This window comes from Paenibacillus sp. UASWS1643, assembly GCF_008693195.1.
Lineage (GTDB): Bacteria > Bacillota > Bacilli > Paenibacillales > Paenibacillaceae > Paenibacillus > Paenibacillus amylolyticus_B.
On record NZ_VXKZ01000106.1, the window covers coordinates 177,700 to 202,631 of the forward strand.

Below are 24,932 nucleotides of genomic sequence, written 5' to 3' on the forward strand. Positions count from 1 at the left end.
GCGTTATCCGTGGCAGCAGGCTATCTCATGATTGGATTTGCTTGGCAAGCATCAGCACACACACCTACTCTACTCTTGGTCTGCATTCCCCAGCGTATACTCGCTTAGCTTTCCTTCATAGACCAGTTGCAATCGTTCACTCTGGCGAAAATCATCCGGTGTCACCAGCGCAGGCAGCTTGTTCCACAGCTTGATGCCTGAACGCTGTAGAATCTCGGCTACAAATTGGGAACAGAAGTAGGAGTTGCTGAACTCCACCGGTTCCTTGAGCGTAATGCCGATCACGCCGAGCAGATTGTACATATATTTCTGGCGGCTGCGGATGAAGATGTGCAGCACGCGTTTCATCTTTTCCACTTCACGATCCGTCACCTGAAGCTCATATATGACACACGTGGTATTGGGATACTTGCTGTATGTACCTGTCTGAATATCTTCCTTCACAAACCCGCCGTTCAGCGGATTACTTGGATGCTTGCGACCGAAGCTGTACAGTTCGGATAATTCCTTGTCAAATGCGATTGATGCGTGATTATACGGCGCTCGAGTATAGCTCTGAATAACCTTGGTAAACAGCGTTCCTGTATTCGTAAGCAAAATATAGATGGAGCGTTCAACTGTCATAACAAAATTTCCCCTTATCAAGTTGGCACTATTCCTTCATAATAACATAGGTACCCTATAATGGAATCTTACTTTGAATAAGCAGGTGATCGGTACGTGAGCAGTTCACTCTTTACACTAACGTTAATCTTCACAGCTTTACTTGTGATACATATCGTCTACAAAGTTATTGCAAAGCTTCAGCCAAGCAAGGACTATTCAGGCATCGGCCAAAAAATCAAAACCTGGTGGGGTATGTTTGTGATCTTCTGCCTCGCCACCCTTTTTAACCCCATCGTGTCCCTGATCTCCCTCATGATGCTTGCATTCTTCTCACTCAAAGAGTACTTCTCCATGATTCGCAGTACACGCAAAGCCGACCGCAGGTTGTTCCTGTGGGCGTATCTCGCGATTCCAGTTCAGTTTTATTGGATCTACATTGGATGGTATGGCATGTTTATCGTGTTTATTCCACTATATGTGTTCCTGGTATTGCCCCTGCCACGCCTGATCAACAAAGGTACAGTCGGCTTCCTGCGCAGTGTCAGCTCCACACAATGGGGACTAATGCTGATGGTGTTTGGACTGAGCCACCTGGCCTATTTTCCATTTGCCACACCGGAGTACGGGTCCAAGCTGGTGTTGTTCTTGGTCGTGTTAACACAGCTTAATGATGTGGTGCACTATCTGGTCTCTCTCTATCTGGGCAAACGAAAAGTGGTGCCTACCGCCAATCCTTTTGTCACCTGGGAAGGGTTCGCGTGTGCATTTATTGTAACGACAGCTACGTCTTATTTTATCCATCCCTACCTGACGCCATTTGATTGGAAATTCTCGCTGTTCATCGGAGTGTTGATCAGTCTGGCCGGATTCTTCGGTAGTCTGACGGTGTCTGTACTGAAGCGCGATCTGTTAATTGGAGATGATAACAAGTTCGATTCGCTCAAAAAAAGCTACCTGAGCCGGGTCGACAGCCTGACTTACACCTCTCCGGTTATGTTCCACGTGGTCCGTTATTTCTTTGACTTTATGTAGCAACAGATAGATCGGTGATCTTATAATTATGTATGTCAAAAAAAGCAGCCCAAGTGGCTGCTTTTCCTGTTCAACAGGCTCTCGATGGAGCCTTCATGATGTGCCTGCGCTACTTCAACGTAATTTCCTTTTCGGACATGATTTCGTTCCCCTCATCATTCGTGAAGACAAATGTCGCTTTCCCCCGCTCGCCCTTCATCTCATCCGAATAGATAAAGCCGGAGAATTGTCCATTGCCACTAAAGTAAAACCCCTCTTCACCATTTCCACCATGTTCAATGGCTTCCTGTAGTGAATTCACAATCGTCACCATGTTAGACGTCCATCGCATCTCCGTTAGTGTATAGCCCTTCGGAACCTGTTTAATTCCAAAATCAAAGCTGTTACCCTCGCTCGGTTTCTCCGACTGGTCAATGACGATATCAATCTGCTCAGACGGTTCAGTGGATTCCGATTGAGCTGTAGGCTTGCCCTCTTCACCACTGGCACTGCCTTTGTCATTGTTATTCTTCGCATCCGCATTCGGAACAGAGTTTTCTCCAGCTTCCTCTACGGGTTGCTTCGACTGCGGATAGGCATGTTCCTGAACGGATTCATTATTATTCTTGGCGCCACAGGCACTGACGAATAGCAAAATACAGAGCACAGACATGCAAAGTGCAGATTTCTTTATATTTATTTTCATCATCTAGTTCTCCCTTCATTCATCTTCAGCACGTATATCCAACACACCACTTACTAATCACTACACCATATCGTCCCACATGAAGCTCCATTATATGTAAATGATTAATAAATTCAGTATGTAACTGCACCTCGATGAGTAAAAAAGAACTCTGTTCATGACGTCATGCACCGTTTATTTTATCGATCAAACCCTGGCAAAACTAACACTTCTCCAACCCGGATGGCGTTCTGCTCAAGTTTGTTCACTTTCTTAAGGGCTTCTACATACACACGAGTGTCCATCTGCTGAGGTTTATGTGCCAATGAAATGCCCCACAGTGTATCTCCCTGAGATACAACGATCTGGTCCCCCGATAATAATTGCCCATCCCCTGCAAATGCAGTGAATACAGCACTACACCCTATGATTATAATTAGAGTTATGATGACGATCTTCACTAGCCAGGTTGGCGTCTTCGCACGCTGCATGAATTGATCTTTAACATACATGGTGCGAGGCTCGGACGTTTTGGTATAAACGGATTCATAAATACTTTTGTACGTAGAATATCTCATTCCAGTCGACCTCCAGACTTTCATTCCGCTAATCTTTAATTTCATGTTTACCTATGTATTTTTCCTATAACAATGAATGATCAATAATTCACTTTTTCACTATATAGGTATCTTTGCCTAATCGCCCCTACCCTGATAGGTCTATACTACCAGTTCACTCTAAACAAATTCTGAACAACCAAATTTCAATGTTATATCCGATTTAATCTATCCAATATTCATGCCTGATTTTCGGCGATGCTTGCTGCAACGTTTTTCTATAATAGGTTATAGATAAAGATTCTAATGAGGTAAGGACGTGCCCCCATGATTTCTGCTGATCTGAAGGAACAATATTACGAGGCGCTTGTGGCCAAGGATTCGGAATACGAGGGTTTATTCTATGTTGGGGTCCGAACCACAGGTGTGTTCTGTCGTCCCACATGCCCTGCGCGAAAGCCAAAATTCGAAAACTGCGAATTCTATGAGACGGCTCAGCAGGCACTTCTGGCCTCTTATCGCCCTTGCCAACGCTGTCGCCCGCTCTCTCATCCCAACCAAGTATCCGATGTCGTTCGTATATTAGTGGAAGCTGTGGAGAAACATCCGGAGAAACGCTGGAAGGGACAGGATTTCAAAGCCCTCTCCATCGACGAATCCACTGCTCGCCGTCAGTTCAAGAAGCGGTTCGGCATGACCTTTGTTGAATATGCTCGCGCTCGCCGCATGGGACTTGCCCTGAAAAATATTCGCTCCGGCCGCACCGTTATTGATAGCCAATTAACTACTGGATATGAATCAAGCAGCGGCTTCCGCGATGCCTTTTCACGGATCATGGGTGCCGCCCCTACACAAGTCGATGAAGGACATATCCTGAAAGCGTCCTGGATTGACACCCGCCTCGGCCCAATGATGGCCATTGCAGATGAAGAGGCGCTATATTTACTGGAATTTGTGGACCGCAGAGGCCTGGAACGCGAAGTTGAGCGTCTGCGCAAACGAACCAAATCAGCGATTGTGCCCGGCACTACAGCTCCCATCCAGTCCATTGAGCGTGAACTAAACGAGTACTTTCAAGGTATTCGGACAGCATTCGACACACCGTTGTTCTGTTTAGGAACACCATTTCAAAAGCGTGTGTGGGAACAGCTAATGGCCATTCCGGCAGGTGAAACGAGGTCATATCAGGAGATTGCAAATGCACTGGGAAAACCAACTGCGTGCCGAGCCGTGGCACAGGCGAATGGGGCCAACCAGCTTGCGATTGTGATCCCATGTCACCGTGTGATCAATGCCAGTGGTGAACTGGGCGGATACGGCGGGGGATTAACTCGCAAGAACTGGCTTTTGACGCATGAGAAACAACAGGAACAGGGTAGCTGAAAAACAGAATTGAAGTGCACAAGAGATGCTCAAAAGAATGCATGGATATAACAAAGGAGAGCCAACATAATATGAGTACCTTAGAAGAGAAAGCGACGTTATTCCAACAATACCATGTGAAAGGAAAACCACTTGTCCTCGTTAATGTATGGGATGCTGGAAGCGCACAAGCCATCCAATCCGCTGGAGCAACGGCCATTGCGACCGGAAGCTGGTCCGTTGCTGCGGCACACGGTGAACAAGATGGTGAAGCCATGCCATTCCATCTGGTGCTTGCCAATCTTGCACGGATTACAGCAAGCGTGGATCTGCCTGTAACGATCGATATAGAGGGAGGGTATGGGAGGTCTGTGTCAGAAGTGAAAAAAAATATCCTGCAAGTCATCGCTCATGGTGCTGTGGGAATCAACATGGAAGATCAACTTCCCACTGGCTTGGGATTGTACACTGTGGAGGAGCAATGTCCGAGATTGTCCGCCGCCCGGGAAGCTGCGGAGCAAGCAGGCATACCGTTGTTCATTAACGCCCGCACAGATATTTTTCTGCAACATGCACCTGAACACCATAACCACTCCCTCCTAGAGGAAGCACTTATACGTTCGAGCCATTATGCAGATGCAGGAGCCAGTGGTCTGTTTGTACCCGGATTGCAGGATCACCAACTGATTCAGGAATTGTGTGAACGTTCATCGCTGCCAATTAACATTATGGTTACGTCTCCTGAGCCTTCACCAAAACAGCTTGCCACACTGGGTGTAGCACGCGTAAGCTATGGACCTTATCCTTATCTGCAAGCTATGCAACACCTGAAAGAACTGGGGAGAAGTATTTTATCGGGAAATTAACTGGAGGGCATGTTATAATCACCTCTATTGAACATTTACAGGAGGCAATTTATGCTTAACGTGGAACAAAAGCTTGAAGTGCTACAATCGTATCCCCAACTACAACGCAAAGATGTTTCTCTCGGTCGTGTTAATTTCCACTACGAGGGAAGCGCGTATGATAAAAAAATTGTTGCTCTCCATATTCACCCTAACGGTAACGGTTATATCTATGCAGGTCTACTGCCTGACTATGAGACCGATGCTAAAGGATTCGTTAATATTCGTGACTACTCTGAAGCAGATCTGCGCTCGTTGTTAGATGAAACGATCCAAGCAATGTCTCACAATCCCAACGCAGTTGAATTTAAAGAACCAGAACAAGTAAATACTGCTCCTGTATTGTCTACAACCTCTACGGGTGGCGGAACGTGGATTGATGAAGATGGACATACGCTGACTTTAAAATACGAAGATGACATGTGGTATGTGTATTCCGGTGTTAATCTGGATATGGCTTTTGAAACGCGTAGCGAAGCCGGCGAGTACCTCAAAGACGAAGGATTCAAACCACAAGCTCAGGCTTAAGGGATACACCTTCAGTTTAGATTGCACAAAGATTGCCGAATAGGTATATTCAGTGATTTAGGATGATACCAAAAACACGAGGCGTGGTTCGCACTCGTGTTTTTTGGTTTGCAGGAAATTTCGCATAGATTTATTGCCCCGGTTCCTTTATATAACCGTTTCCTGTCAGTCTTTTTTGGATTTCATGGTTAGCGGCGCATTCTTCATCATCGGGTACGTAGATAGAAGTAGCGCACCACCAATGCATCCCAGAATGGTGAACAGTGCCATCATATTCACACTCGCAAACCACTTCATCCACTCCCCAAAATCTGCAAAGACAACGATCAGGGTGATAATTAGACCTACCCCAAAGAACATAATGAAGAAGTTACGCATCCCCAAGCGCATCCAACAAACCGTTGGGAAGACGGAAATTCCCAGTACGAGAAAGCCGCACATCAGATCGATCCACAGGTAGGATAAGAAATGATACTCGCTTGAATACAACATGCCCGGTTGATAAAGGGTTACGTCAACAATTCCTTTTTCCTGAAGCAGGTGTATGAGGAAATACGCCACATGCAGAATGACCATGGTGCCTGCAACCATCCATACCGAGTTCATATAGAAGGATTTCATGAATTGAATTCGTGTACTGCCCATACCAATCGCAACCGGAAACATTGTAATAATTCCCCCGATTGCAAACGCACATATCCCTCCATACATGGGACCAAACAGTTGCGTAGAATACGAGACATCAAATATGAAGCCAATGGCCAGATATACAACGGTGAGCATTAGAGCGATGGATGAAAATATGCTCAGAAACAAACGCATATCATCGCGAATCAGTCGGTTCGTACCTTTTACTGCGTTCATGGTTTAACCCCCTCTTGATTACGGGTCCTGTTAACCAAATAATCTTGTAATGTCGCTTTCTCAATGGAAAGACCCTGCGAATGAGCGATATCCTTCCATATTTTCGAGTAGGGCTCATCAATCATTACTTTCACAGTCGATCCCATCTGGGAAGACTCTATAACTTTAACACCTGCTGTTACTCGGTTGATATCGTCAATCCCCCCTGTTAGAAGAACTCCTTTTTCGCGCATCTCTTCCATCGGTTGATTTAACAACACCTCTCCAGCTTGCAAAACGATAAGGGACTCACATAAAGGCTGAATCTCCTCAATATGATGGCTGGATATCAGAATCAGACGCGGGTTATCTTCATAACTTTCCAGTAGCGCATTGTAGAAGAACTTACGCTTCTCAGCATCGAGCCCATTGGTGGGTTCATCCAGAATGGTTATCTTTGCATTACTGGCAAGACCTAATATAATCTGGGTGGCCGTCTTCATGCCTTTCGAAAATTTAATGATTTTCTTCTTCTCCGGTAGTTCGAACACATTGATTAAACGTTCCGCCAAATCCTGATTCCACTGCGGATGAAAATATTGCCCCATTTGGACCATGTCACTAACCGTCCAGTTTTTCCCCAGGGGATGATTCTCCTGGATGTAGCACAGATGCTCTTGGGCAGCCAGATTATTATAGGGGTCTTGACCCATGATCTGAACGGTTCCACTGTCCGGGCGGTTATGCCCTGCCAGTAAACTCATCATGGTTGTTTTACCCGCTCCATTTCTTCCCCAGATTGCACTAATGATTGGCTCACTCTCATGTAGCGTAACCTGGTTCAGAACGGGCGTCTTCTGGTAGCTGTAGTTGACCTGCTCCATATGAATCATAACTCACTCTCCTTATCCTTCTTGCCGCGAATCAGATCAATAATCATGTCTTCATTCATGTGAATCCGTCTGGCTTCTTCAAGTAAAGGCTTGATATATTCTTCATAAAAATCTTGCTTCCGTTCAACGAGCAAAGCTTCTCTTGCTCCCTTTGCAACAAACATTCCAACACCTCGCTGTTTGTATATAATCCCCTTGTCCACGAGTTCCTGCAGTCCTTTGCGGGCTGTAGCCGGATTGATATTGTAGAAGCGTGATAGTTCGTTGGTTGAGGGAACCTGCTCCTCCACCTTTAATCTACCCTCCACAATATCATCCATAATCATCGTGGCAATCTGATGAAAAATAGGCTGAGATTCATCCAAAGTCGATTTCATGTGCCTCCAACTTTCATACGTATTCATTAGTGAGTTAGTCGGTTAGTTACTTATGTAACTAACTATAGTATACAAAGACGCAAATGTAAATAGGCGAACTTAATTCATCGCCTTTCCTACCTTGGCTCTGTTGTATTGATTAATAAGCCCGTCCAGGACTACGGATTGCTGGATCACTTCCGGATGAAGCAGACTACCGTATTCCATATGCATGCGATATAACAACTGTCTGGCATCTTCGATCCGTGATATCAAATCCAGGCGATCCATAGTATCCCTCCTTTTTGTCATATTTTAGTGTATTATGCCAATCAAAAGCGCATGTGAGATACGACATACTTATTCTTCCACTTTGATACACAAAAAAGAACGCTTCTGAAATGAATTCAGAAGCGTCCATTGGTTCAGGCTTATGTCCCTAAACCGTGATCATTCGTTCGATAAATTGAAGGGTCTGGATTCTCCACAGTCGGGACAGGTCCAGTAACAGGAGCTACAATGCTCACCACTATACTACATGTAACTATCAGCAAAGCCAGCTTTCTCTTCATTGAGTTTCTGCACCTCACCAATCAAGATTTTGTACTGCTGTACAGCTGTGTCAGACGCATATTCCCTGTATTGCTCAAACAGTCCGACACCTCTAAGCATACCTCGTCCATCGCTAATTTCAATAGAAAACCTCAAGCTGTTCAGTACAAAATCTAATCCCTCCGCAAACCTGTCTTTTTTAAGACAATACGTGCCTAATCCAGCTAAAAGACGAACGTAGCGATCATCGGTTACCTGCTTGCTTACTTTCCCAATCCGATTTCTCTGTTCATGATAAGTGAAGTATGGCTCATATTGATTGAGTACATGATCTATGTTCATATCATAACGGTTAGCAGCCGTTACAATATCACAAAGTGCTGGAAATATCTCATTTTCCTTCGTTGAGATATACGCGAGGTAGTCAGGTAATACTTCAAACTGCCCAGCCATTAATTGATATATATAACGATTACCCTCAGCCCATTCCTGAAACTGATGAATAACCACTTTTTCTTCAGGTTCAGGCTCTTTCACCCAACTGTAATCGGAGTATAATGCAACATACTTCAATGCCATTTCATAGTTGTTCAAGTGGAAGTGGGCACTTCCACAGGCTAAATACGCATACATAATATAAAAAACGATAGGTCGTTTGGTCTCTTCTTGTTTTCTTCGGCCATTCATCTCATAATGGATGGCTGCTTTCACCTTCAGCTTTTCAGATAGTTCCTGAACTTTACTCCATCTGTGAAGTGATGCAAATGCATTAATCAGTTCGTTAAGCGCATCCAACTGGTAGCGTTCATCCAGCCGATCCACATAATATTCGAACCGAGATGCAATAATCAGATTCCGGTGCTGATCATTGGTCAGTCCCAACCGGAACAGTCGATACTGACAGAGTGCAAGCCGCTCGGAATGTTGCATTTTCTCGCTTTCAGCAATGTTTTCATATAGAAGAATGGCCGGTTTGAATTTACCCGCTTGGTAGAATTCTTCAGCCACATCAAATAACAATGGAATATAGGATAGATTATCCATCATCAGACGAATAACCTCTTCAATACAGTCCAACTTGTCCAACTCGGCACAGCGATGAAGGAAGGGTCCCAGTCTTCGCCAGTCCGGGGTCGCGTGTACAAAACACTCATCTATGTATAACTCATAGAAGTAACCTTCTTCCAGTCTCATGGCGGAAGTAATCCGATCCAACTGCTGCATGGCAATAGGCCGATTTTTATTCAAAATGTTGCTGAGCGTACCCGAATTAATCCCTGACGTTTCCGAAAAATGACTAATGGACATCTGTTCACGCTTCAGATAACTTTCCAAGTGATCGCGTATCGTGGTTGTCGACTCCAAACGAACACCACCCTCCAAAATAAAAAACATAAACGGGATTATCGGTATGCAAAAGTAATTATATGTAATTAGAAAGTATCGGTCAATATAATAATTTCAACTAATTTGTATTAATTACATTTTAATCCTTTAATTGAAACACAGATCTCTATTCTTATTTTATATCGAAAACGCGCCTCACATCAAACCTGAAAATAGACAAAAAACACGAGCCATCCACGGGCTCGTGTCCTCAACTGACTCAGCAGTCAGCATGCTCACTATAACTTGGATTTAAGGCAGTATATTGCCTGCCGCACGGTAAATTTCATACCACTCTGGACGAGTGAGATGAATATCTCCTGCTTTTACACAGTCTTGCAGACGTTCAATATTCATCGTGCCTGTCACAGGTTGCATCTGTGCAGGGTGACGAAGCAACCATGCGATTGCAATCGTTGTATTGCTCACGTTATACTTCGCAGCAATCTCGTCAATCTTTGCATTCAATTCCGGGAACTTGTCGCTGCCCAGGAATACACCTTCGAAGAATCCGTACTGGAACGGAGACCATGGTTGAATGGTGATATCATGCAAACGACAATAATCAAGGATACTGCCGTCACGGTTAACCGCAGCGTCGTTCTCCATGTTCACGTTGATTCCACTGTCAATCATCGTGGTATTGGTAATACTCATCTGCAACTGGTTGGCTACCAGTGGCTGTTTCACGTATTTTTTCAACAATTCGATCTGGTTCGGATTCTGGTTGGACACCCCGAAGTGACGCACTTTGCCTTCGCGCTCCAGTTGATCAAAGGCTTCAGCCACTTCCTCTGGCTCAACCAATGCATCAGGACGGTGCAGAAGTAGAACGTCAAGATATTCCGTCTTCAAACGTTGCAGGATGCCGTCGACTGAATTCAGGATGTGCTCTTTGGAGAAATCAAACATGCCTTTGCGAATACCGCATTTGGATTGAAGAATCATATTTTCACGAACTTGGGGATTCATCTGTACCGCTTCGGCGAAGATCTCCTCACATGTTCCTGTACCATAAATGTCGGCATGGTCAAAGAAATTCGCGCCAACCTCCATTGCAGAACGAACAAAATGTTCGGCTTCCTTACCGTCTAGTGAATTAATCCGCATGCAGCCCACCGCGACTACAGGTACTTCTAGTGCACTGCTACCCAATTTAATCGTTCTCAAGATGTTTTCCCTCCATATTCGAATATTATCGTGTATCTTACCTTTGATTGTGACATATATCTGCAATCGGTTTCAATAGCTTTATCCTACATTCATATGGAGAAATGATAGGTTCTTCATTCCAGCCTATAGATCCAAAAGAATAGGTTATACTTCTTCCGGTATGATAACCTCAATGTGCCTTGGCAGGACACCGATATGAATCGGTAGGGCAGGACCTTCTTCCCCATCTACATTGGTGCGAATGGCTTCGTCTGAGCAAACATGAACTTCTCTGGCTGTAAAATAGTCCACGTCCTTATGGTCTTTCAGACTACCAAAGAAAAGGGAAGTGCCGAGCGACAGACTGTTGAACACACTAATATTACGAACAACAAAACAATGTATCAGACCATCGTCCACCTCTGCATCCGGGGACAACTTCTCGAATCCTCCGACCGAGTTTGTCAGCGCCGCCAGAAAAAGTGGCGATTCCCCCTCCCAGAACTGTCCGTCATATTCGATGGTTAGATGATTGGCTGGTGTATTCACCAGTTCTTTCAAGCCTTCTTTGAGATATGCGAATGATCCCAACTTCGACTTCTCTTCCGAGGATACGGAGAACAAAGCTTCTGCCAAAGAACCCGCAGCCACAACGTTGGCAAACAGGCGATCATTGATTTTCCCCAAATCCACGATATGGGTCTGATTCGAACGTAACTGCCTAATGGCTTCTTCCGGGTCAAGCGAGATATTCAGCGCACGTGCAAAATCATTCACCGTACCTAGCGGTATAACGCCTAATCGGGGACGATGGTCCTGATCCATCATGCCGTTAATCGTCTCATGCAGTGTACCGTCGCCTCCGATGGAGATGACCAGATCACAGCCGTCTTTGCAGGCGCTCAGACAGTAGTTGGTGGCATCACCTTCCCCAGCCGTCTCATTAACAACCACCTCATACTGCTGTGACTCCAGAATTTCTCTGACTTGGGACACATACTGCTCGGCCTCTTCCTTACCTGACGATGGATTACTAATGATCATGGCTTGACGCATACTCACATCTTCCCCTCCAAAATGGCATCTTTACTTCATCTTTACCCGTTTCAAGGGTGGGTTGAATAGGGTCTGCGGGAGATGTTCTATTTTTTTTGATAAACATGTCTCTGAAGAGTGCAGAGCAGGGTTTGTTTCATATAGAATAGAAGTAGAGAAATACCCATCACGAAATTTCTTGTTCCTTTTCCCTGTTGACGGGTTAATAACTATAGATGTGCTTTGAGCCGAACCTACATATGTTAAACTCTTCAATTCACACTGAACACTCCGTGGGCAGAACAACCTTCCGGTTGCTGTTATCGTGTAAATACTATACTTATCTAACTCAATCTGTTCGGATTATTTTATAATTCTAAAAATCGGAGGGAATGCATGCAATGAGAAGAATGACGCTACTATTTCTAGTATTCATCCTGAGTCTCGGGGCATCGGGGCAAGCCATGGCTTACACCACTACGGACTTGGGCGAGGGAATCATTGAAGATCCCGCTTTGGAGGACGGACTGAAGTTAATCCTGAACAAACCTCTGGATGTGCCATTAACTTCAACGGATCTGGAGCAGCTTGAGGTGGTGGATCTGAGCAATGCAGGTATTCACAGCCTCTCCGGTCTCGAATATGCAACCAATCTGACTCACCTCCGATTATATGGAAATGAGATTGAGGATCTCACACCACTGGAGCACCTAACCCAGCTTCGGGAAATCGATGTTCGCAATAATTACATTACATCCATAGACGCACTTACTGAATTGAAAGACTTGGGACGGCTGTATATCAGCAACAATTCCATTTCTTCCATAGAGGTTGTACGTGGATTCAACCGATTACATACGTTCCACGCCAGCGGTAACCAGATTGCCAGTCTTGCGGCTCTCTCGGATGCGGATGCGCTGAAGTGGCTTGAGATCTCGAACAATACGATTAACGATCTGACACCACTCATGGGTAAAACCCAGCTCCAACAACTCAATGTAGCAAACAACCAGGTTCAGACGCTGGACGTACTGGCTGAACTGCCAAATACACTGCGGAATCTGAATGTGGCAGGCAACCAAATCACGGATCTGACACCACTGGAGCACATGACACGCCTTCGGACACTTGATATCTCTGGTAACCAAGTACAGCATCTCAAGGGGCTTGAGGGGCTGACTGGGCTAACAGAGCTGAATGCAGAATCCAATCAGATCTATGATCTGGAACCTTTACGGCAGCTTTCCAGCCTGGACGTATTAAAATTATCCAACAACCGGGTGTGGGATCTGACACCGATCGCAGGTTTTACGTTTACCCGTGATCAGTCAGCGACAAATGCTATACAGGATATCTCGGCGTCTACCTCGTTATCCTCCGGTATTCAGACTTCTGTCTCAGAGGTTGAGCCTGCCGGACTCACGGTGCAGAACAATTATCTGGATGTTGTGAGTGGCAGTCATACGATGCAGCTTATGAACCGGATGAATGTGCGGGAGCAGAAACGGACGCCGCAGGGCAGCTTCCAGCGTCTGATTGAAGGGTCCACCACTGCCTATGTCGGGGATCGTTCTTACGCATTGGATGCTGCACCTTTTATCGATGAAGGGCGGACCTATGTGCCTCTGCGTTTTGTCTCGGAGCAGTTAAATGCCAGTGTGAACTGGAACAGCGGTACGCGGGAAGCTGTGATCACACAGAATGACAAGACCATCCGCTGGAGCGTGGGCAACAAACAAGTTGTTGTGGATGATACGCTTGCGATCAATGATGCTTCTCTTCTGATGAAAAATGGTAAAGCTTTTGTACCGGTACGCTTCATCTCGGAGCAATTCAATACGACGGTTGGTTACATCGGAAGCAGCAAAACGATTCTGATTTTTGAAAATAAACAGCTTGGTGAGACTGTACAGCCTTAAGAAAAACATAGCGAAAGTCCCCGTCTGAACAATCAGCGGGGATTTTGTTGTGTTATGGCAGTTGTGTTAGGACATTGGATAATGGTATATGGACATCGCCGATTACAAGCAAATACAGTATACGATCTGTCTGTGCGGATACGAACTCGTGATGCTTTATCTTCGATTAGGGTAAATTATACACGGTTTAGCACATCTTCTTTTACCGCGGTAGTTGTTATACTGAACGTAATATATATGACAACTGAGGTTCAATCGAGGAGGAAATTCATATGACACTCATGCTCACTGGTTATTCCACAACCCAAGACAGCCCGTGGAGAGAGCTATCTTTTGTGCCGACCAATGAAAGCGCTAACTTAAAACTAACGGGTGAACAGCACCAACTTGTGGAAGGGTTTGGTGGCTGTTTTAACGAGCTTGGTTATATTGCTTTGTCCCACTTGAATGAGGAGCAGCGCCATGAGGTATTTCACTCTCTCTTCCATCCAGAGGGTGAGCACAAGTTTAACATCTGTCGCCTGCCCATCGGCGCAAGTGATTATGCAGAGCAGTGGTATAGTCACAACGAGGTGGACGGCGACGTGGCCATGGAACATTTTTCGATCAAACGTGATTTCAAATATCTGATTCCTTACATCAAGGAAGCTCTGACTTATAACCCGAATCTGCAATTCTTCGCCTCGCCATGGAGTCCGCCAACGTGGATGAAATCGCCGAAAGCCTATAACTATGGCACTCTTCGTTGGGAGAAAGCTATTCTGGAAGCCTACGCCCTGTATTTCGTAAAATTTGTACAGGCATACCATGACGCAGGCATTACCATCCATCAGGTGCATGTGCAGAACGAAGTGATTGCAGATCAGAAGTTCCCTTCTTGCATGTGGACAGGCGAGCAGCTTCGTGAGTTTATCGCCGATTATCTGGGCCCGGCTTTTGACCAACACGGTCTGGATACGGAAATCTGGCTGGGGACAATCAACGCTCCTGACCCATGGGAGGAATTAATCAAGAAAAAAACAAATGACTTCGACGAGTATGCCGGGCTTGTCCTGAGTGATCCAAAGGCCTATTCCTATATCAAAGGTGTTGGGTATCAATGGGCTGGCAAAAATGCCATTCAACGTACCGCCGCGAGTTATCCTGAGCTGCGTTATATGCAGACCGAGAACGAATGCGGCGATGGCAACAACTCATGGAACTACGCCAAATATGTATATAATCTCTACCAGCATTACTTCAGCAACGGCGTGAACGCGTACATCTACTGGAACATGGTTCTGGAACCCAAAGGCCGCAGCACATGGGGCTGGGAACAGAATTCCATGATCACGGTAGATCCAGACAATAAGGAGGCTACTCGGAACCCCGAGTATTATGTGATGAAACACTTCGCTCATCATATTGTTCCTGGTGCTCGAAGAGTCGGCTTGTCTGGCGCCTGGAGCGGTAAATCCGTCGCTTTCCGCAACCCGGATAACAGTCTCATCATTGTCATTAATAATCCATTCCAAGACCGTCGAAATCTGTATCTGACCATTGAGGAAGGGCAGACCCTTCATATTGAACTGGGGGCTGATTCCTTCAACAGCATGGTTATTCAACTGAAATAACTAATCCAACACATCGTTAAAAACGCGGACATCAATAGCGTTGAGCTCAGGACCTTGAGCCGGCGCTATTTTTCATGGGCCAGACCATGCTTATTGTCACCATGATTACTCCTGTAAAACACAAGCCGAAGACGACTTAAAGATATGACGTTTCACCTTTTATATTTACAAATCTATAAATCTAGATATAATGTAACCCAGAGAACTTACGCTCATGTCCATCACATTATAGGAGGAGAAGCAGTCCCATTTTAGTATATCATATCTATTTTTCTGTATATCTAAATTTTATTGGAGGTACGCTTTACATGAAATCACAACAGGTCAACCCGCTCCTAATCCTGATTCTGGCACTCGGTGTATTCGGGATCATTACAACAGAAATGGGAATTGTGGGGGTACTGCCTCAGGTTGCGCATAAATTCGGTATCTCGGCTGCACAGGCAGGTTGGCTAGTCAGTATATTTGCGCTGGTTGTAGCCATTGCGGGTCCCTTTCTCACCTTGCTGGCGTCTGGAATTAATCACAAAATCATCCTTTTAGCCGCTGTGCTGATGTTTGCCATTTCGAACGTCGTCTATGCCTACGCCACAACATTTGATACCATGCTTATCTTCCGTATCATTCCCGCGCTATTCCATCCCGTCTTCTTTTCCGTAGCCCTGGTCACCAGTGCCCAACTTGTTCCAGCAGAGAAAAGCAGCCAGGCCGTCGCCAAAGTATTTACCGGAGTTACCGCGGGCTTTGCTTTTGGCGTGCCGCTGACATCGTATCTTGCTGAACGCCTATCTCTCGAAATTGCCTTCCTGTTTGGAGCGATGGTCAGTGTGGTCGCTTTGATCGGCATATGGATCTGGTTACCCTCGATGCCCGTGAAGGAAAAGATGTCCTATGGCAAGCAGCTCGGTATTCTGCGCAAACCTGGATTATGGTTGAATGTTGCCGCAGTCATTTTTATATTCGCCGCCATGTTCTCCGTGTACAGCTATTTCGCTGAGTATCTTGGACAGGTCACTCAAATGAGCGGATCATGGATCAGCGTCATGCTAACCGTTTTTGGTGTCGTCATGATCATCGGAAATTTGGGGTTTGGACAGTTTCTGCGTAAGAGCGTGGTCCGTACTGTTCTCATGTTCCCCCTGCTCTACATAGCAGCTTACGCACTCGTCTATTGGGCCGGTCCCCACTTCATATGGATGGTTATTGTAGTTATCCTCTGGGCATCCGTGCATTCAGGAGGATTGATTGTAAGTCAAACCTGGTTAACCGCTGAAGCGCAGGATGCGCCTGAATTCGGCAACAGCTTGTATGTATCCTTTTCCAACCTCGGTATTACCCTGGGTACTGCCATCGGCGGCTGGTTCATCGCAAACCTGGGAATACATCAACTGATCTGGAGTGGAATGATATTTGCACTGATCGCTTTTGTATTGGTTTGGATTAAAATTAAATGCTTCCCCGTACCATAAATTTCCAAATACTGTTGAGAGAAAGCACTAACACAAATAGCGCCATATTCCCATGCTTAACATGTAGAACAGGCGCCATTTGGTGTTATATGATTACCGGATTCACAAAGGAAGCTCAGATTCATGCAAACGCACGCTTAAGGATTGTTCGCCAGGTAATTTCTCAGCCATTGCATAGCCGGACGTTCTGTACCGTTGCTATTGACCAAGTGGGAGCCAGCCTGCCAGGTTTGATTCTGGTTGTAACCCCACAGCGTCACACCTTTAACAGCAGAGTGTTTCCACAGCACAGGGAATTTCTGCTGATAACGTTGCAATTGTGTATTATCGTCACCTGTCATATCCAGCTCGGATACATAGATCGGCAACCCTGTCGCTGCAAGCTTGTTCAATACCGTGTTCATCGTGCTCACAGAAACGTTGTCCATATTGAAGTAATGCGCTTGGATTCCAATACCATCAACTAGACCTCTGTTTTTCAAAAGGTTGATAATCTGGATATATTGGTCCGCTTTAGCAGGATCACCGATAATACCATATTCATTAATTAACAATTTGGAGTTAGGGAAGGCTTGTCTCGCCTGTTGGAATGACCAGATAACCCAATCCCAACCCGTTGCCCCATCTCCACCAATGGCATTGCGATAGGATGGTTTCGCATGCAGAGGTTCATTCACCACATCAACGAAGGCAGACTTCGAATACCGCTGTCCTGCGGCTTTAATCCATTGTGTCACTTCAGCCTTCTGATCTGCGGCTGAGAGACTGTTAATCCAATTTGGCTGTTGATTTCCCCATACGAGGGTATGGAACTTGAACGGGAACCCGTTGTTGTTAGCATAGTTGTAGGCCATGTCCGCCTGGCCCCAATTCATTACGTTGCGTGTGCCTTCAACAGCATCCCACTTGGTAGAGTTCTCCGGAGTTACCTGATTCCAATATGGGCTAAAATTCGAAGGAACCTGGTTGGCAATAATATTGCCCAGAAATTTGCTACCTTTCGCCAAACCAGCACTCACACTACCAACCGCAACAGAAGCAACGAGAATCCCTACCAATGCCAATGAGCCGACTGTTTTGAACCACTTAGACTTAATCAATGATTTTCCTCCTTAATATTCATTTTTGTTAAGCGCTTACAAATACCATTTTACTGGATAATTTTGGTTTTTAACACCTGTCAAATTATAGTATATTATTGTAAAAAAATAGAATTTTGTGCCCTTTCTGAAGTTATTTATAGATTCACTCTCTTAAATCCAACATAACTCTTACATTGGAGTTTACATTCACCACATGTTTATCTAGTATGAAATGATACATATCTTTACACACACTAGATAACAAGGGAGATTACAACATGCGCAAAATTTCAACGAAACGATTCGCCGGATGGCCTTTATCTTTCCTCTTATGTGCCTCCATTTTGTTTGCCCCTTTTGCTTCCACTCCGGTTCAGGCTGCTGAGGCAGACAAGGAGACCAAGATCACGTTGCTGGGTACATCGGATATACATGGTCGATTTATGCCGTGGGACTACGCTCTGGACGGTCCAAATCCAACTGGTAGCATGACACAGCTCTACACGATTGTGAAAAAAGTTCGTGCGGAGAATCCCAATACGATCCTGTTGGATGCAGGAGACATGATTCAGGATAACTCGGCTGAGTTGTTCAATGATCAACCTCAATCTCCCATGATGGTTGCAATGAACGAAATGAAATATGACGCATGGGTTATGGGTAACCATGAGTTTAACTTTGGGCTGGACGTACTGGAGAAGATCTCTTCCCAATTCAATGGACAACCTCTCGTGGGTAACATTTTCAAAGAAAACGGCGACCGCTACATGCCTGCCTATACGATTATCGAGAAAGACGGAATCAAAGTGGGTGTTATCGGAATGAACACACCTATGATTACCGAGTTTGAAAAAGGGACAGATCACCTGGACGGCATCATCGTCAAAGATCCTGTGGAAGAGACAAAAAAGGCCATTGCCGAGCTGAAAGGCAAAGTCGATGTCATGGTTGGACTCATGCATATGGGATTGGATAACGAGAACGGAAATCCGGGAACCGGAGTGACGGATATCGCCAACGCCAACCCGGAGCTGGCTGCCATTTTTGCCGGACACATGCATACGTTAATTGAATCCCAAACGGTTAACGGCGTATTGATCTCCGAACCAAATAAATATGGCTCACATATTTCACGAATCGATCTGACATTTGAAAAAGACGGCGACAAAGTTGTGCTGAAAAGCAAGGAAGCTCAAGCTCTTGCTGTGAAAGCAGCAGATGGAACATATGAAGTCTCCGATCCTGCGCTGGAAGAGACCTTGCATCCATTCCACGAGTTCGCTCGTGCCGATGCCAACATTGAAGTGGCTGAACTGAAAGGAACGAACCTGGTCCCTGCTGATGAGATTAAGGGTATCCCTGCGGTGCAGATCCAGGAAACACCTTTGTCTGACTTTTTCACCGAAGTGATGTTGCATTACAGTGATGCCGATGTGGTCGCGCACCAGATTGATAACGACAAAGCCAAGCTGGATGTAGGCCCGATCAAGAAAAAGGATATTGCGTTCAACTACCAATACACCTTTGGTGAAGTAACCGTGTATGAAGTGACGGGACGTGATCTGATGGATTATATGGAGTGGTCTGCGGGATACTTCAACTCCACTCGCCCGGGTGATGTGACCATCAGCTTTGATCCGAAACGTCGTGCTTCCAAATACAGCACCGATGATTTCTTCGGCGGCGTAACGTATGAGATTGACCTGACCAAGCCATACGGCAGCAGGATTACGAATCTTAAGTACAGCAATGGATCAATAGTCAAAGAAGACGATACGTTGAAACTTGGCATGAACGCCTATCGAATGGAAGCGCTGATTGCCAAAGACGGCGCCATGGAAGGTCGCAAGTTCAAGCAGCTCTGGTCCTCCAAGGATGCCTCGGCATTTGGTGAGATTCAAGGCACGATTCGCAACCTGTCCATCGCCTATCTGAAAGATGTCATGAAAGGTGTCTACGAACCGAAGATTCAACACAACTGGAAAATCACTGGCGTAGACCTGACTGCACCGGAACGTGCAGATGTGGTGGAGTTAGTTAACGATGGCATCATGTCTGTGCCAACAACGGAAGATGGCAAGTACACCAACATTGCCTCCATTAACATTTTGGATGCAGTGACTCAAGAAGAGATTGATACGCTATCTGCCAAAGCAGGTGTGAGTGCAGCACAATTCGCAGACGTGAAAACCAAGGGAGCGTTCTATCAGCAGCTGAACAAAGCTCGCAAAGCGGCAGCAGGCGGAGCTGACGGTACGACAACACCTAAACCTGAGAAGCCTACGACAACACCAGTACCAAAACCAACTCCAGGCACATCGAAACCTGGTAAACCATCAACACCAAGCACTGGTAAACCGGATACCGTCAACAAAGGCAAACAAGCCAAGGTCACTGCGGCTTACCTGAACGTACGCGCTGGCGCTTCATCCAAAGCGAAGGTCGTTGCTGCGGTACCAAAGGGCACCGTACTTGAGGTGATCAGTACAGACAAATATGGCTGGGTAAAAGTGAAGCTGGATGGACGTGTAGCATTTGTATACGGGAAATATGTGAGTTTTTTGAAATAGCAATCGTTACGCACCACACTTAACGAAAAAAAGGGCGATTCTCCCATGGAACTCATGGTCAGGATCGCCCTTTGCTATGTTAACCAATGTTTATGCGTATTGCCGCTCCTCTACTGCTCTGTGGGAATGAAGACATTTAGCCTGAGGGCAAGTTCTTAATTTTATCCATGAAAAAGTCCAACTGTATGCCATTTGTTTTTTCCGTAAAATCACGTAATTCCTCCGACTCCCCCTCGTAGGCGGCAAGTACGTAGTCACCATCGACAATATAATACGTGCCGTAGCGAGTGAACGAATATCCTCCCAGCTGTTCTCCGGTCGTCCCCTTTTTGACTACAGCGATAATCTTCATACCTGGTTTAAGTTCAGGCTCCACACCTGCGAAGTCAGCGTTGTAAAATAAAAAAGTATCCTTGGGTACATCAGCTCCTGTTACTACTTCATGTACCTTCACCTGATAAGAGATGAATTCAGATTGGTAGGGTGTGATTCCATTAGCCCTATCCTTATCAGCCATCTTTCGCTCAGGCGTGCCTGGCTCAGTAGTCAGCTCCACTCGAAAACTCGGCAAAACGTTCATAACCTCTGCCACAACGACCCCATCCCCATATGACATGATCTCTCTGAAGCTCACTTCTCTCATGTTAATCGTCGCGGGGACGCCAGTGGATAGCGGATATTCCTTGCGGAGTTCATTCATTCGATCAGAGGATAACCTGCTCCCTGCGGCATTAAACGATTCGTAAAAAGGGGACGAGCACCCGGATAGGCTGACCATAGCCAGTACGATACTTAACAACCAACATGACACCCGAACCATACCTCATCCTCCCTCATCTGACATCATTAAGATTCATATAAATTCGATGCTCAACCTCTCTTTACATCCCAGTTCGCAAGCATGCCTCTCGCCATCTCCATGTCAGACTCCTTCCCCGTAATCAGTGCAAACTTGGCAACAATTGCAGGATAGGCTGCCCACTGCTCCCGAATATGCTCCAGCATCTGGGGCCATGTTCTTCCCCCTGCCTTCTCATAACGACTCAAAAGCTCACGCAGCCCATCCTCCTGAAAGAGTGCATAGTAGATGACAAAATCCTTACCCGGATCTGCAATCTCCGCTTCCGTCCAATCAATAAGTCCAGTTACTCGCTGGGCAGCATCGACAATAATATGCGGCGGATGCAGATCACCATGGATAAACGCCGAGTGCTGAGGCCAATAACTACCTACAGAAAGCCATACCGTCCAGCGTTCAACTAACTCGGTTGGCACCGTAAAATTCTGCTTAACCTCCTCTATATTAGCTGCAAATTCTTTGCGAGCTTCCATAGGTGTCTTGATCCGCACTCCACCTTTCTTCGCCTTGTCGGGATCGATGTTATGCAGCGTGGCGAGAGTCGTAGCCAGTGAATCCAGGAATGTATCCGATAAGCTCTCCTGAGGGAATCTCCATACATACCCTCCCCCTGCGGGATCCACAACTGCGATCGGATCACCTTCAAGTAAAGGATAAGCTATCAACTCTGGCGTGAAGATCCTCCAATCCGGTACTTGTGCGGGTATATTTCCTCGGACCACATCCAGCACCTTGCGCTCATTCTCGGCTCGCTCCCATACGTCTTCGCGTCGCGGCTGACGCAGAACCCATCTGCGGCCTTCTTCATCCGTGGCAAATGCTACACGAAAGTCCATACCCGACTCGTTGATCTCAAGGGATTCCTCAACGATAAGAAGTCCGTTCTGTTTTGCTAAAGATAATAGTTCCTTTTGAATTGCCAAATTTTCATTCAAGTTTGGTTTTGTCATATCAGGCACTCCCCTTTTCCTGGATAAAATAAAAAACACAGACACGTTCGCCTGTGCAGGTCATTTCGGGTGTTGGCATACCTGAATGCTCACAAATAAATAGTAGTACATCAAAGAACCACTTCGAAAAATGATCCTTTCACGACGACTAGCGGCATACGTGTAAAATGGCAAACCGATCCCGATGAACTGCACACAGGCAGTAAACAGCAAGCGTAAACAGACGTTTTTCGCCACACTATCTCAATCGGGAAAAATTTTGCACACGTATCCCTCCGTTCAGTAAGTTACCCATATGCTAACATATTCCAAATTCCAGTTCCAGACTGAATCGAATGATTTGGTTCTTTTTTATTGATATATAGGAACTTCGTCGCCTCAGGTAACGTCCATATTTTATAGATGTATTAAAAAGGATGAGAGGTGAGTAACCCGATGTCCATTGTACGAAGGTTATCCTTATTACCAGTCATCATGCTCTTGTTAACTCTTGGATGCACAGAGAAGTCCGTAGAACAAGTGAAAGAGAAGCCACATGTACGAGGAATTATTAAGGATTTTGAGGAAGAAAGAGGTCAGGTACTCATAGAGAATAAAGAAGATGGAGGTGTTGAATCAGGACCGATTTGGATTTCGCTCAGCAAGAACGCCGAACTTATCATCGAAGGACAGACTGTCACCGTCTCTTTGGATGAGACACTCGTTGGTCGAAGTGCAGAAGTGTGGATCAATGGAGTTATAGCTCAATCTTACCCTCCCCAAACCAAGGCTGTGAAGATGGTCATTCATTAATACCAAGCAAAATACGCCGATACATTTCGTTTCACGTGGAACGTTATGATACACATTTCAGAAATTAAGAGTATTTGCCCACGAATAGCAATGGGTGGTTGCTCCCTCAAATCAGAAATCATGAAAACATTTTACACACTTGAAGCATTTACTCCGTTAGCCTGCCTGCATATAGAGTATAATGAAGAGGTATACGATAAATGTACGGTGCAATGCTTGTATGTAGAGTATTCAAAACTAACGCAAAAGAGGTAAACGATGAGCGAGCAACAATTTAAAGATTATGGACTAGGTGAAGAGATCGTAAAAGCACTGGACAGTCTGGGCTATGAGACACCAACCGAGGTACAAACCAAAGTTATTCCTGTAGCACTGGAAAACCAGGATCTTGTGGTCAAATCACAGACAGGCAGTGGTAAAACAGCCGCCTACGGCATTCCGCTCTGCGAGCTGGTGGATTGGAATGAGAATAAGCCACAGGCTTTGATTCTTACACCAACCCGGGAACTGGCTTTGCAGGTTAACGAAGATATTACAAATATCGGCCGCTTTAAGCGTATTAAAGCAACCGCACTATACGGACAGTCTCCTTTTCATATCCAAAAAGCCGAGTTAAAACAAAGAACACATGTCGCTGTAGGTACACCAGGTCGGGTACTGGATCATATCGAACGCGGCACGCTGCCACTCGAACGAATCGCATACCTTGTCATTGACGAAGCCGATGAAATGTTAAATATGGGCTTCATCGAGACGGTGCAAGCGATTATTCAGAAACTGCCGCAGGAGCGAGTAACGATGCTGTTCTCGGCTACGTTCCCTGAAGATGTAGCCAAGCTGTCACGCAAATACATGAACAAACCGGTGGAGATCGAGATCAAAGCAAGTGGACTGACCACAGCCACCATCGAACATGCTGTGATTCATGTGCCAGAAGTGAACAAAACCGCGCTGCTTCAGGACTTGTTCATTGTGGAAAATCCGGATAGCTGCATCGTGTTCTGCCGTACGCAGGAGAATGTGGATAAACTGTTCCGGGTCATGGCTGACCTTGACTATCCAGCAGATCGTATCCATGGTGGCATGGAGCAAGATGAGCGGATCGAAGTCATGAACGCCTTCAGACGGGGACAATTCCGTTATCTGATCGCGACGGATGTAGCCGCACGTGGCATTGATATCACCAATATTACTCATGTCATCAACTACGATATTCCTTTGGAAAAAGAGGGATATGTCCACCGCACAGGCCGTACGGGTCGCGCAGGCAAAACAGGTAAAGCCATTACGTTGATCACACCGAAAGATGGCCGACGGCTGGCCGAGATTGAATCCTATATCGGTTTCGAAATCCCTGTCGTGAAAGCTCCTTCCGAGGAAGCTGTAGATCGCCGCAGAGAAGATTTTGAGAAGCGATTGAAGATCGTTCCTGAACGTAAAAAGGACAAGCGCGAACAGTTGAACCAACAGATCATGAAGCTGAACTTCAACGGAGGCAAGAAGAAGAAACTTCGTGCCGTAGACTTTGTAGGTACCATCGCCAAGCTTGAAGGGGTGACGGCTGACGACATCGGGATCATTACCATTCAAGACAATGTAACAGATGTGGAAATTCTGAATGGCAAAGGCCCACTCGTATTAGAGCTTATGCAGAATACAACGATCAAAAAGATGCAGCTCAAGGTCCGTAAAGGTCATAAATAGTTTGGTGAATGTCGCCAAATAAATAGGAATTCAAACAGGGATAGTGGACTCTTTTCTAAGTCTGCCATCCCTTTTTCTCTCTTTTCGATATATGACTCTGCTG

General features: G+C 45.7%; 23 protein-coding genes. 10 read left to right on the forward strand and 13 right to left on the reverse strand.

The window, feature by feature from the left end; translation table 11 throughout:
* Nucleotides 1–69 precede the first annotated feature (69 nt).
* Nucleotides 70–624, reverse strand: a complete 555-nt coding sequence (locus FE296_RS13275; RefSeq protein ID WP_150365188.1) for a hypothetical protein — start codon at nt 622–624, stop codon at nt 70–72.
* A gap of 96 nt (nt 625–720) precedes the next feature.
* Here FE296_RS13275 and FE296_RS13280 point away from each other — a divergent pair, with 96 nt between their 5' ends.
* Entirely contained in the window at nt 721–1,638 is a 918-nt protein-coding gene (locus FE296_RS13280) for a phosphatidate cytidylyltransferase (RefSeq protein ID WP_150365189.1), read from the forward strand.
* 109 nt (nt 1,639–1,747) lie between these two features.
* Here the strand turns inward: FE296_RS13280 and FE296_RS13285 are convergent, their stop codons facing one another.
* Together FE296_RS13285 and FE296_RS13290 are read right to left on the reverse strand one after the other, a co-directional pair.
* A complete protein-coding gene (locus FE296_RS13285; RefSeq protein WP_150365236.1) occupies nt 1,748–2,323 on the reverse strand; it encodes a hypothetical protein in 576 nt (191 codons plus the stop codon).
* Nucleotides 2,324–2,502: 179 nt separating this feature from the next.
* A complete protein-coding gene (locus tag FE296_RS13290) occupies nt 2,503–2,880 on the reverse strand; it encodes a LysM peptidoglycan-binding domain-containing protein (RefSeq protein WP_190945206.1) in 378 nt (125 codons plus the stop codon).
* 306 nt (nt 2,881–3,186) lie between these two features.
* Between FE296_RS13290 and FE296_RS13295 the strand changes: the two genes are divergently transcribed.
* The 3 genes from FE296_RS13295 (at nt 3,187) to FE296_RS13305 (ending at nt 5,654) form a co-directional block, all read left to right on the forward strand.
* Nucleotides 3,187–4,242 (forward strand): bifunctional transcriptional activator/DNA repair enzyme AdaA, encoded by a 1,056-nt coding sequence (locus FE296_RS13295; protein WP_150365191.1) that lies wholly within the window; start codon nt 3,187–3,189, stop codon nt 4,240–4,242.
* A 71-nt stretch (nt 4,243–4,313) separates the two neighbouring features.
* Nucleotides 4,314–5,087 carry an isocitrate lyase/PEP mutase family protein gene (locus FE296_RS13300; protein WP_150365193.1) on the forward strand — a complete coding sequence of 258 codons (774 nt, stop codon included), beginning with the start codon at nt 4,314–4,316 and terminating at the stop codon, nt 5,085–5,087.
* A gap of 51 nt (nt 5,088–5,138) precedes the next feature.
* Nucleotides 5,139–5,654: a hypothetical protein gene (locus FE296_RS13305; protein WP_150365194.1), complete on the forward strand. Its 516-nt coding sequence runs from the start codon at nt 5,139–5,141 to the stop codon at nt 5,652–5,654.
* A gap of 165 nt (nt 5,655–5,819) precedes the next feature.
* Here FE296_RS13305 and FE296_RS13310 read toward each other — a convergent pair whose 3' ends face one another.
* From FE296_RS13310 to FE296_RS13340, 7 genes are all read right to left on the reverse strand, one after another.
* The gene (locus tag FE296_RS13310) at nt 5,820–6,518 is read right to left on the reverse strand and encodes a hypothetical protein (protein WP_150365196.1); all 699 of its coding nucleotides are present in this window, start codon (nt 6,516–6,518) and stop codon (nt 5,820–5,822) included.
* Complete coding sequence (locus tag FE296_RS13315) at nt 6,515–7,390, reverse strand: ATP-binding cassette domain-containing protein (RefSeq protein WP_124116838.1); 876 nt, start codon at nt 7,388–7,390, stop codon at nt 6,515–6,517. Before FE296_RS13315 ends, FE296_RS13310 begins: the two co-directional genes overlap by 4 nt.
* Complete coding sequence (locus FE296_RS13320) at nt 7,387–7,767, reverse strand: GntR family transcriptional regulator (protein WP_036611682.1); 381 nt, start codon at nt 7,765–7,767, stop codon at nt 7,387–7,389. The genes FE296_RS13315 and FE296_RS13320 overlap by 4 nt, the downstream gene beginning before the upstream one ends.
* A gap of 99 nt (nt 7,768–7,866) precedes the next feature.
* Complete coding sequence (locus FE296_RS13325) at nt 7,867–8,037, reverse strand: aspartyl-phosphate phosphatase Spo0E family protein (RefSeq protein ID WP_017691550.1); 171 nt, start codon at nt 8,035–8,037, stop codon at nt 7,867–7,869.
* A 243-nt stretch (nt 8,038–8,280) separates the two neighbouring features.
* The gene (locus FE296_RS13330; RefSeq protein ID WP_317889413.1) at nt 8,281–9,693 is read right to left on the reverse strand and encodes a transcriptional regulator; all 1,413 of its coding nucleotides are present in this window, start codon (nt 9,691–9,693) and stop codon (nt 8,281–8,283) included.
* A 243-nt stretch (nt 9,694–9,936) separates the two neighbouring features.
* Nucleotides 9,937–10,854 carry an aldo/keto reductase gene (locus FE296_RS13335; protein WP_150365198.1) on the reverse strand — a complete coding sequence of 306 codons (918 nt, stop codon included), beginning with the start codon at nt 10,852–10,854 and terminating at the stop codon, nt 9,937–9,939.
* A gap of 147 nt (nt 10,855–11,001) precedes the next feature.
* On the reverse strand, nt 11,002–11,892 hold the full coding sequence (locus tag FE296_RS13340; protein WP_124116925.1) for a diacylglycerol/lipid kinase family protein: 891 nt from the start codon (nt 11,890–11,892) through the stop codon (nt 11,002–11,004).
* Between the two features lie 389 nt (nt 11,893–12,281).
* Here FE296_RS13340 and FE296_RS13345 point away from each other — a divergent pair, with 389 nt between their 5' ends.
* The 3 genes from FE296_RS13345 (at nt 12,282) to FE296_RS13355 (ending at nt 16,872) form a co-directional block, all read left to right on the forward strand.
* On the forward strand, nt 12,282–13,790 hold the full coding sequence (locus FE296_RS13345) for a leucine-rich repeat domain-containing protein (RefSeq protein ID WP_190945208.1): 1,509 nt from the start codon (nt 12,282–12,284) through the stop codon (nt 13,788–13,790).
* 281 nt (nt 13,791–14,071) lie between these two features.
* Complete coding sequence (locus FE296_RS13350; protein WP_223868871.1) at nt 14,072–15,403, forward strand: glycoside hydrolase family 30 protein; 1,332 nt, start codon at nt 14,072–14,074, stop codon at nt 15,401–15,403.
* Nucleotides 15,404–15,711: 308 nt separating this feature from the next.
* The gene (locus FE296_RS13355) at nt 15,712–16,872 is read left to right on the forward strand and encodes an MFS transporter (RefSeq protein WP_150365204.1); all 1,161 of its coding nucleotides are present in this window, start codon (nt 15,712–15,714) and stop codon (nt 16,870–16,872) included.
* A 137-nt stretch (nt 16,873–17,009) separates the two neighbouring features.
* Here FE296_RS13355 and FE296_RS13360 read toward each other — a convergent pair whose 3' ends face one another.
* Entirely contained in the window at nt 17,010–17,972 is a 963-nt protein-coding gene (locus tag FE296_RS13360; RefSeq protein ID WP_150365205.1) for an endo-1,4-beta-xylanase, read from the reverse strand.
* Nucleotides 17,973–18,232: 260 nt separating this feature from the next.
* Between FE296_RS13360 and FE296_RS13365 the strand changes: the two genes are divergently transcribed.
* Nucleotides 18,233–20,524 carry a 5'-nucleotidase C-terminal domain-containing protein gene (locus FE296_RS13365; RefSeq protein WP_150365207.1) on the forward strand — a complete coding sequence of 764 codons (2,292 nt, stop codon included), beginning with the start codon at nt 18,233–18,235 and terminating at the stop codon, nt 20,522–20,524.
* A 136-nt stretch (nt 20,525–20,660) separates the two neighbouring features.
* On the opposite strand, the gene FE296_RS13370 is transcribed toward FE296_RS13365, so the two are convergent.
* A complete protein-coding gene (locus FE296_RS13370; protein ID WP_124116846.1) occupies nt 20,661–21,344 on the reverse strand; it encodes a hypothetical protein in 684 nt (227 codons plus the stop codon).
* A 50-nt stretch (nt 21,345–21,394) separates the two neighbouring features.
* Nucleotides 21,395–22,333 (reverse strand): macrolide 2'-phosphotransferase, encoded by a 939-nt coding sequence (locus FE296_RS13375; RefSeq protein WP_150365209.1) that lies wholly within the window; start codon nt 22,331–22,333, stop codon nt 21,395–21,397.
* A 435-nt stretch (nt 22,334–22,768) separates the two neighbouring features.
* Here FE296_RS13375 and FE296_RS13380 point away from each other — a divergent pair, with 435 nt between their 5' ends.
* Nucleotides 22,769–23,125, forward strand: a complete 357-nt coding sequence (locus FE296_RS13380) for a hypothetical protein (RefSeq protein WP_124116848.1) — start codon at nt 22,769–22,771, stop codon at nt 23,123–23,125.
* 258 nt (nt 23,126–23,383) lie between these two features.
* Entirely contained in the window at nt 23,384–24,829 is a 1,446-nt protein-coding gene (locus FE296_RS13385; RefSeq protein WP_124116849.1) for a DEAD/DEAH box helicase, read from the forward strand.
* The last annotated feature ends 103 nt before the right edge of the window (nt 24,830–24,932 follow it).

Excerpts from the sequence above, each read along its gene's own strand:
- FE296_RS13350 (WP_223868871.1), top strand. The coding sequence starts at position 14,072 with ATGCTCACTGGTTATTCCACAACCCAAGACAGCCCGTGGAGAGAGCTA.
- FE296_RS13325 (WP_017691550.1), bottom strand. The coding sequence starts at position 8,037 with ATGGATCGCCTGGATTTGATATCACGGATCGAAGATGCCAGACAGTTG.
- FE296_RS13370 (WP_124116846.1), bottom strand. The coding sequence starts at position 21,344 with ATGGTTCGGGTGTCATGTTGGTTGTTAAGTATCGTACTGGCTATGGTC.
- FE296_RS13320 (WP_036611682.1), bottom strand. The coding sequence starts at position 7,767 with ATGAAATCGACTTTGGATGAATCTCAGCCTATTTTTCATCAGATTGCC.
- FE296_RS13385 (WP_124116849.1), top strand. The coding sequence starts at position 23,384 with ATGAGCGAGCAACAATTTAAAGATTATGGACTAGGTGAAGAGATCGTA.
- FE296_RS13340 (WP_124116925.1), bottom strand. The coding sequence starts at position 11,892 with ATGCGTCAAGCCATGATCATTAGTAATCCATCGTCAGGTAAGGAAGAG.
- FE296_RS13310 (WP_150365196.1), bottom strand. The coding sequence starts at position 6,518 with ATGAACGCAGTAAAAGGTACGAACCGACTGATTCGCGATGATATGCGT.
- FE296_RS13285 (WP_150365236.1), bottom strand. The coding sequence starts at position 2,323 with ATGAAAATAAATATAAAGAAATCTGCACTTTGCATGTCTGTGCTCTGT.
- FE296_RS13380 (WP_124116848.1), top strand. The coding sequence starts at position 22,769 with ATGTCCATTGTACGAAGGTTATCCTTATTACCAGTCATCATGCTCTTG.
- FE296_RS13290 (WP_190945206.1), bottom strand. The coding sequence starts at position 2,880 with ATGAGATATTCTACGTACAAAAGTATTTATGAATCCGTTTATACCAAA.
- FE296_RS13315 (WP_124116838.1), bottom strand. The coding sequence starts at position 7,390 with ATGATTCATATGGAGCAGGTCAACTACAGCTACCAGAAGACGCCCGTT.
- FE296_RS13295 (WP_150365191.1), top strand. The coding sequence starts at position 3,187 with ATGATTTCTGCTGATCTGAAGGAACAATATTACGAGGCGCTTGTGGCC.
- FE296_RS13345 (WP_190945208.1), top strand. The coding sequence starts at position 12,282 with ATGACGCTACTATTTCTAGTATTCATCCTGAGTCTCGGGGCATCGGGG.
- FE296_RS13375 (WP_150365209.1), bottom strand. The coding sequence starts at position 22,333 with ATGACAAAACCAAACTTGAATGAAAATTTGGCAATTCAAAAGGAACTA.
- FE296_RS13365 (WP_150365207.1), top strand. The coding sequence starts at position 18,233 with ATGCGCAAAATTTCAACGAAACGATTCGCCGGATGGCCTTTATCTTTC.
- FE296_RS13275 (WP_150365188.1), bottom strand. The coding sequence starts at position 624 with ATGACAGTTGAACGCTCCATCTATATTTTGCTTACGAATACAGGAACG.
- FE296_RS13330 (WP_317889413.1), bottom strand. The coding sequence starts at position 9,693 with ATGTTTTTTATTTTGGAGGGTGGTGTTCGTTTGGAGTCGACAACCACG.
- FE296_RS13300 (WP_150365193.1), top strand. The coding sequence starts at position 4,314 with ATGAGTACCTTAGAAGAGAAAGCGACGTTATTCCAACAATACCATGTG.
- FE296_RS13305 (WP_150365194.1), top strand. The coding sequence starts at position 5,139 with ATGCTTAACGTGGAACAAAAGCTTGAAGTGCTACAATCGTATCCCCAA.
- FE296_RS13355 (WP_150365204.1), top strand. The coding sequence starts at position 15,712 with ATGAAATCACAACAGGTCAACCCGCTCCTAATCCTGATTCTGGCACTC.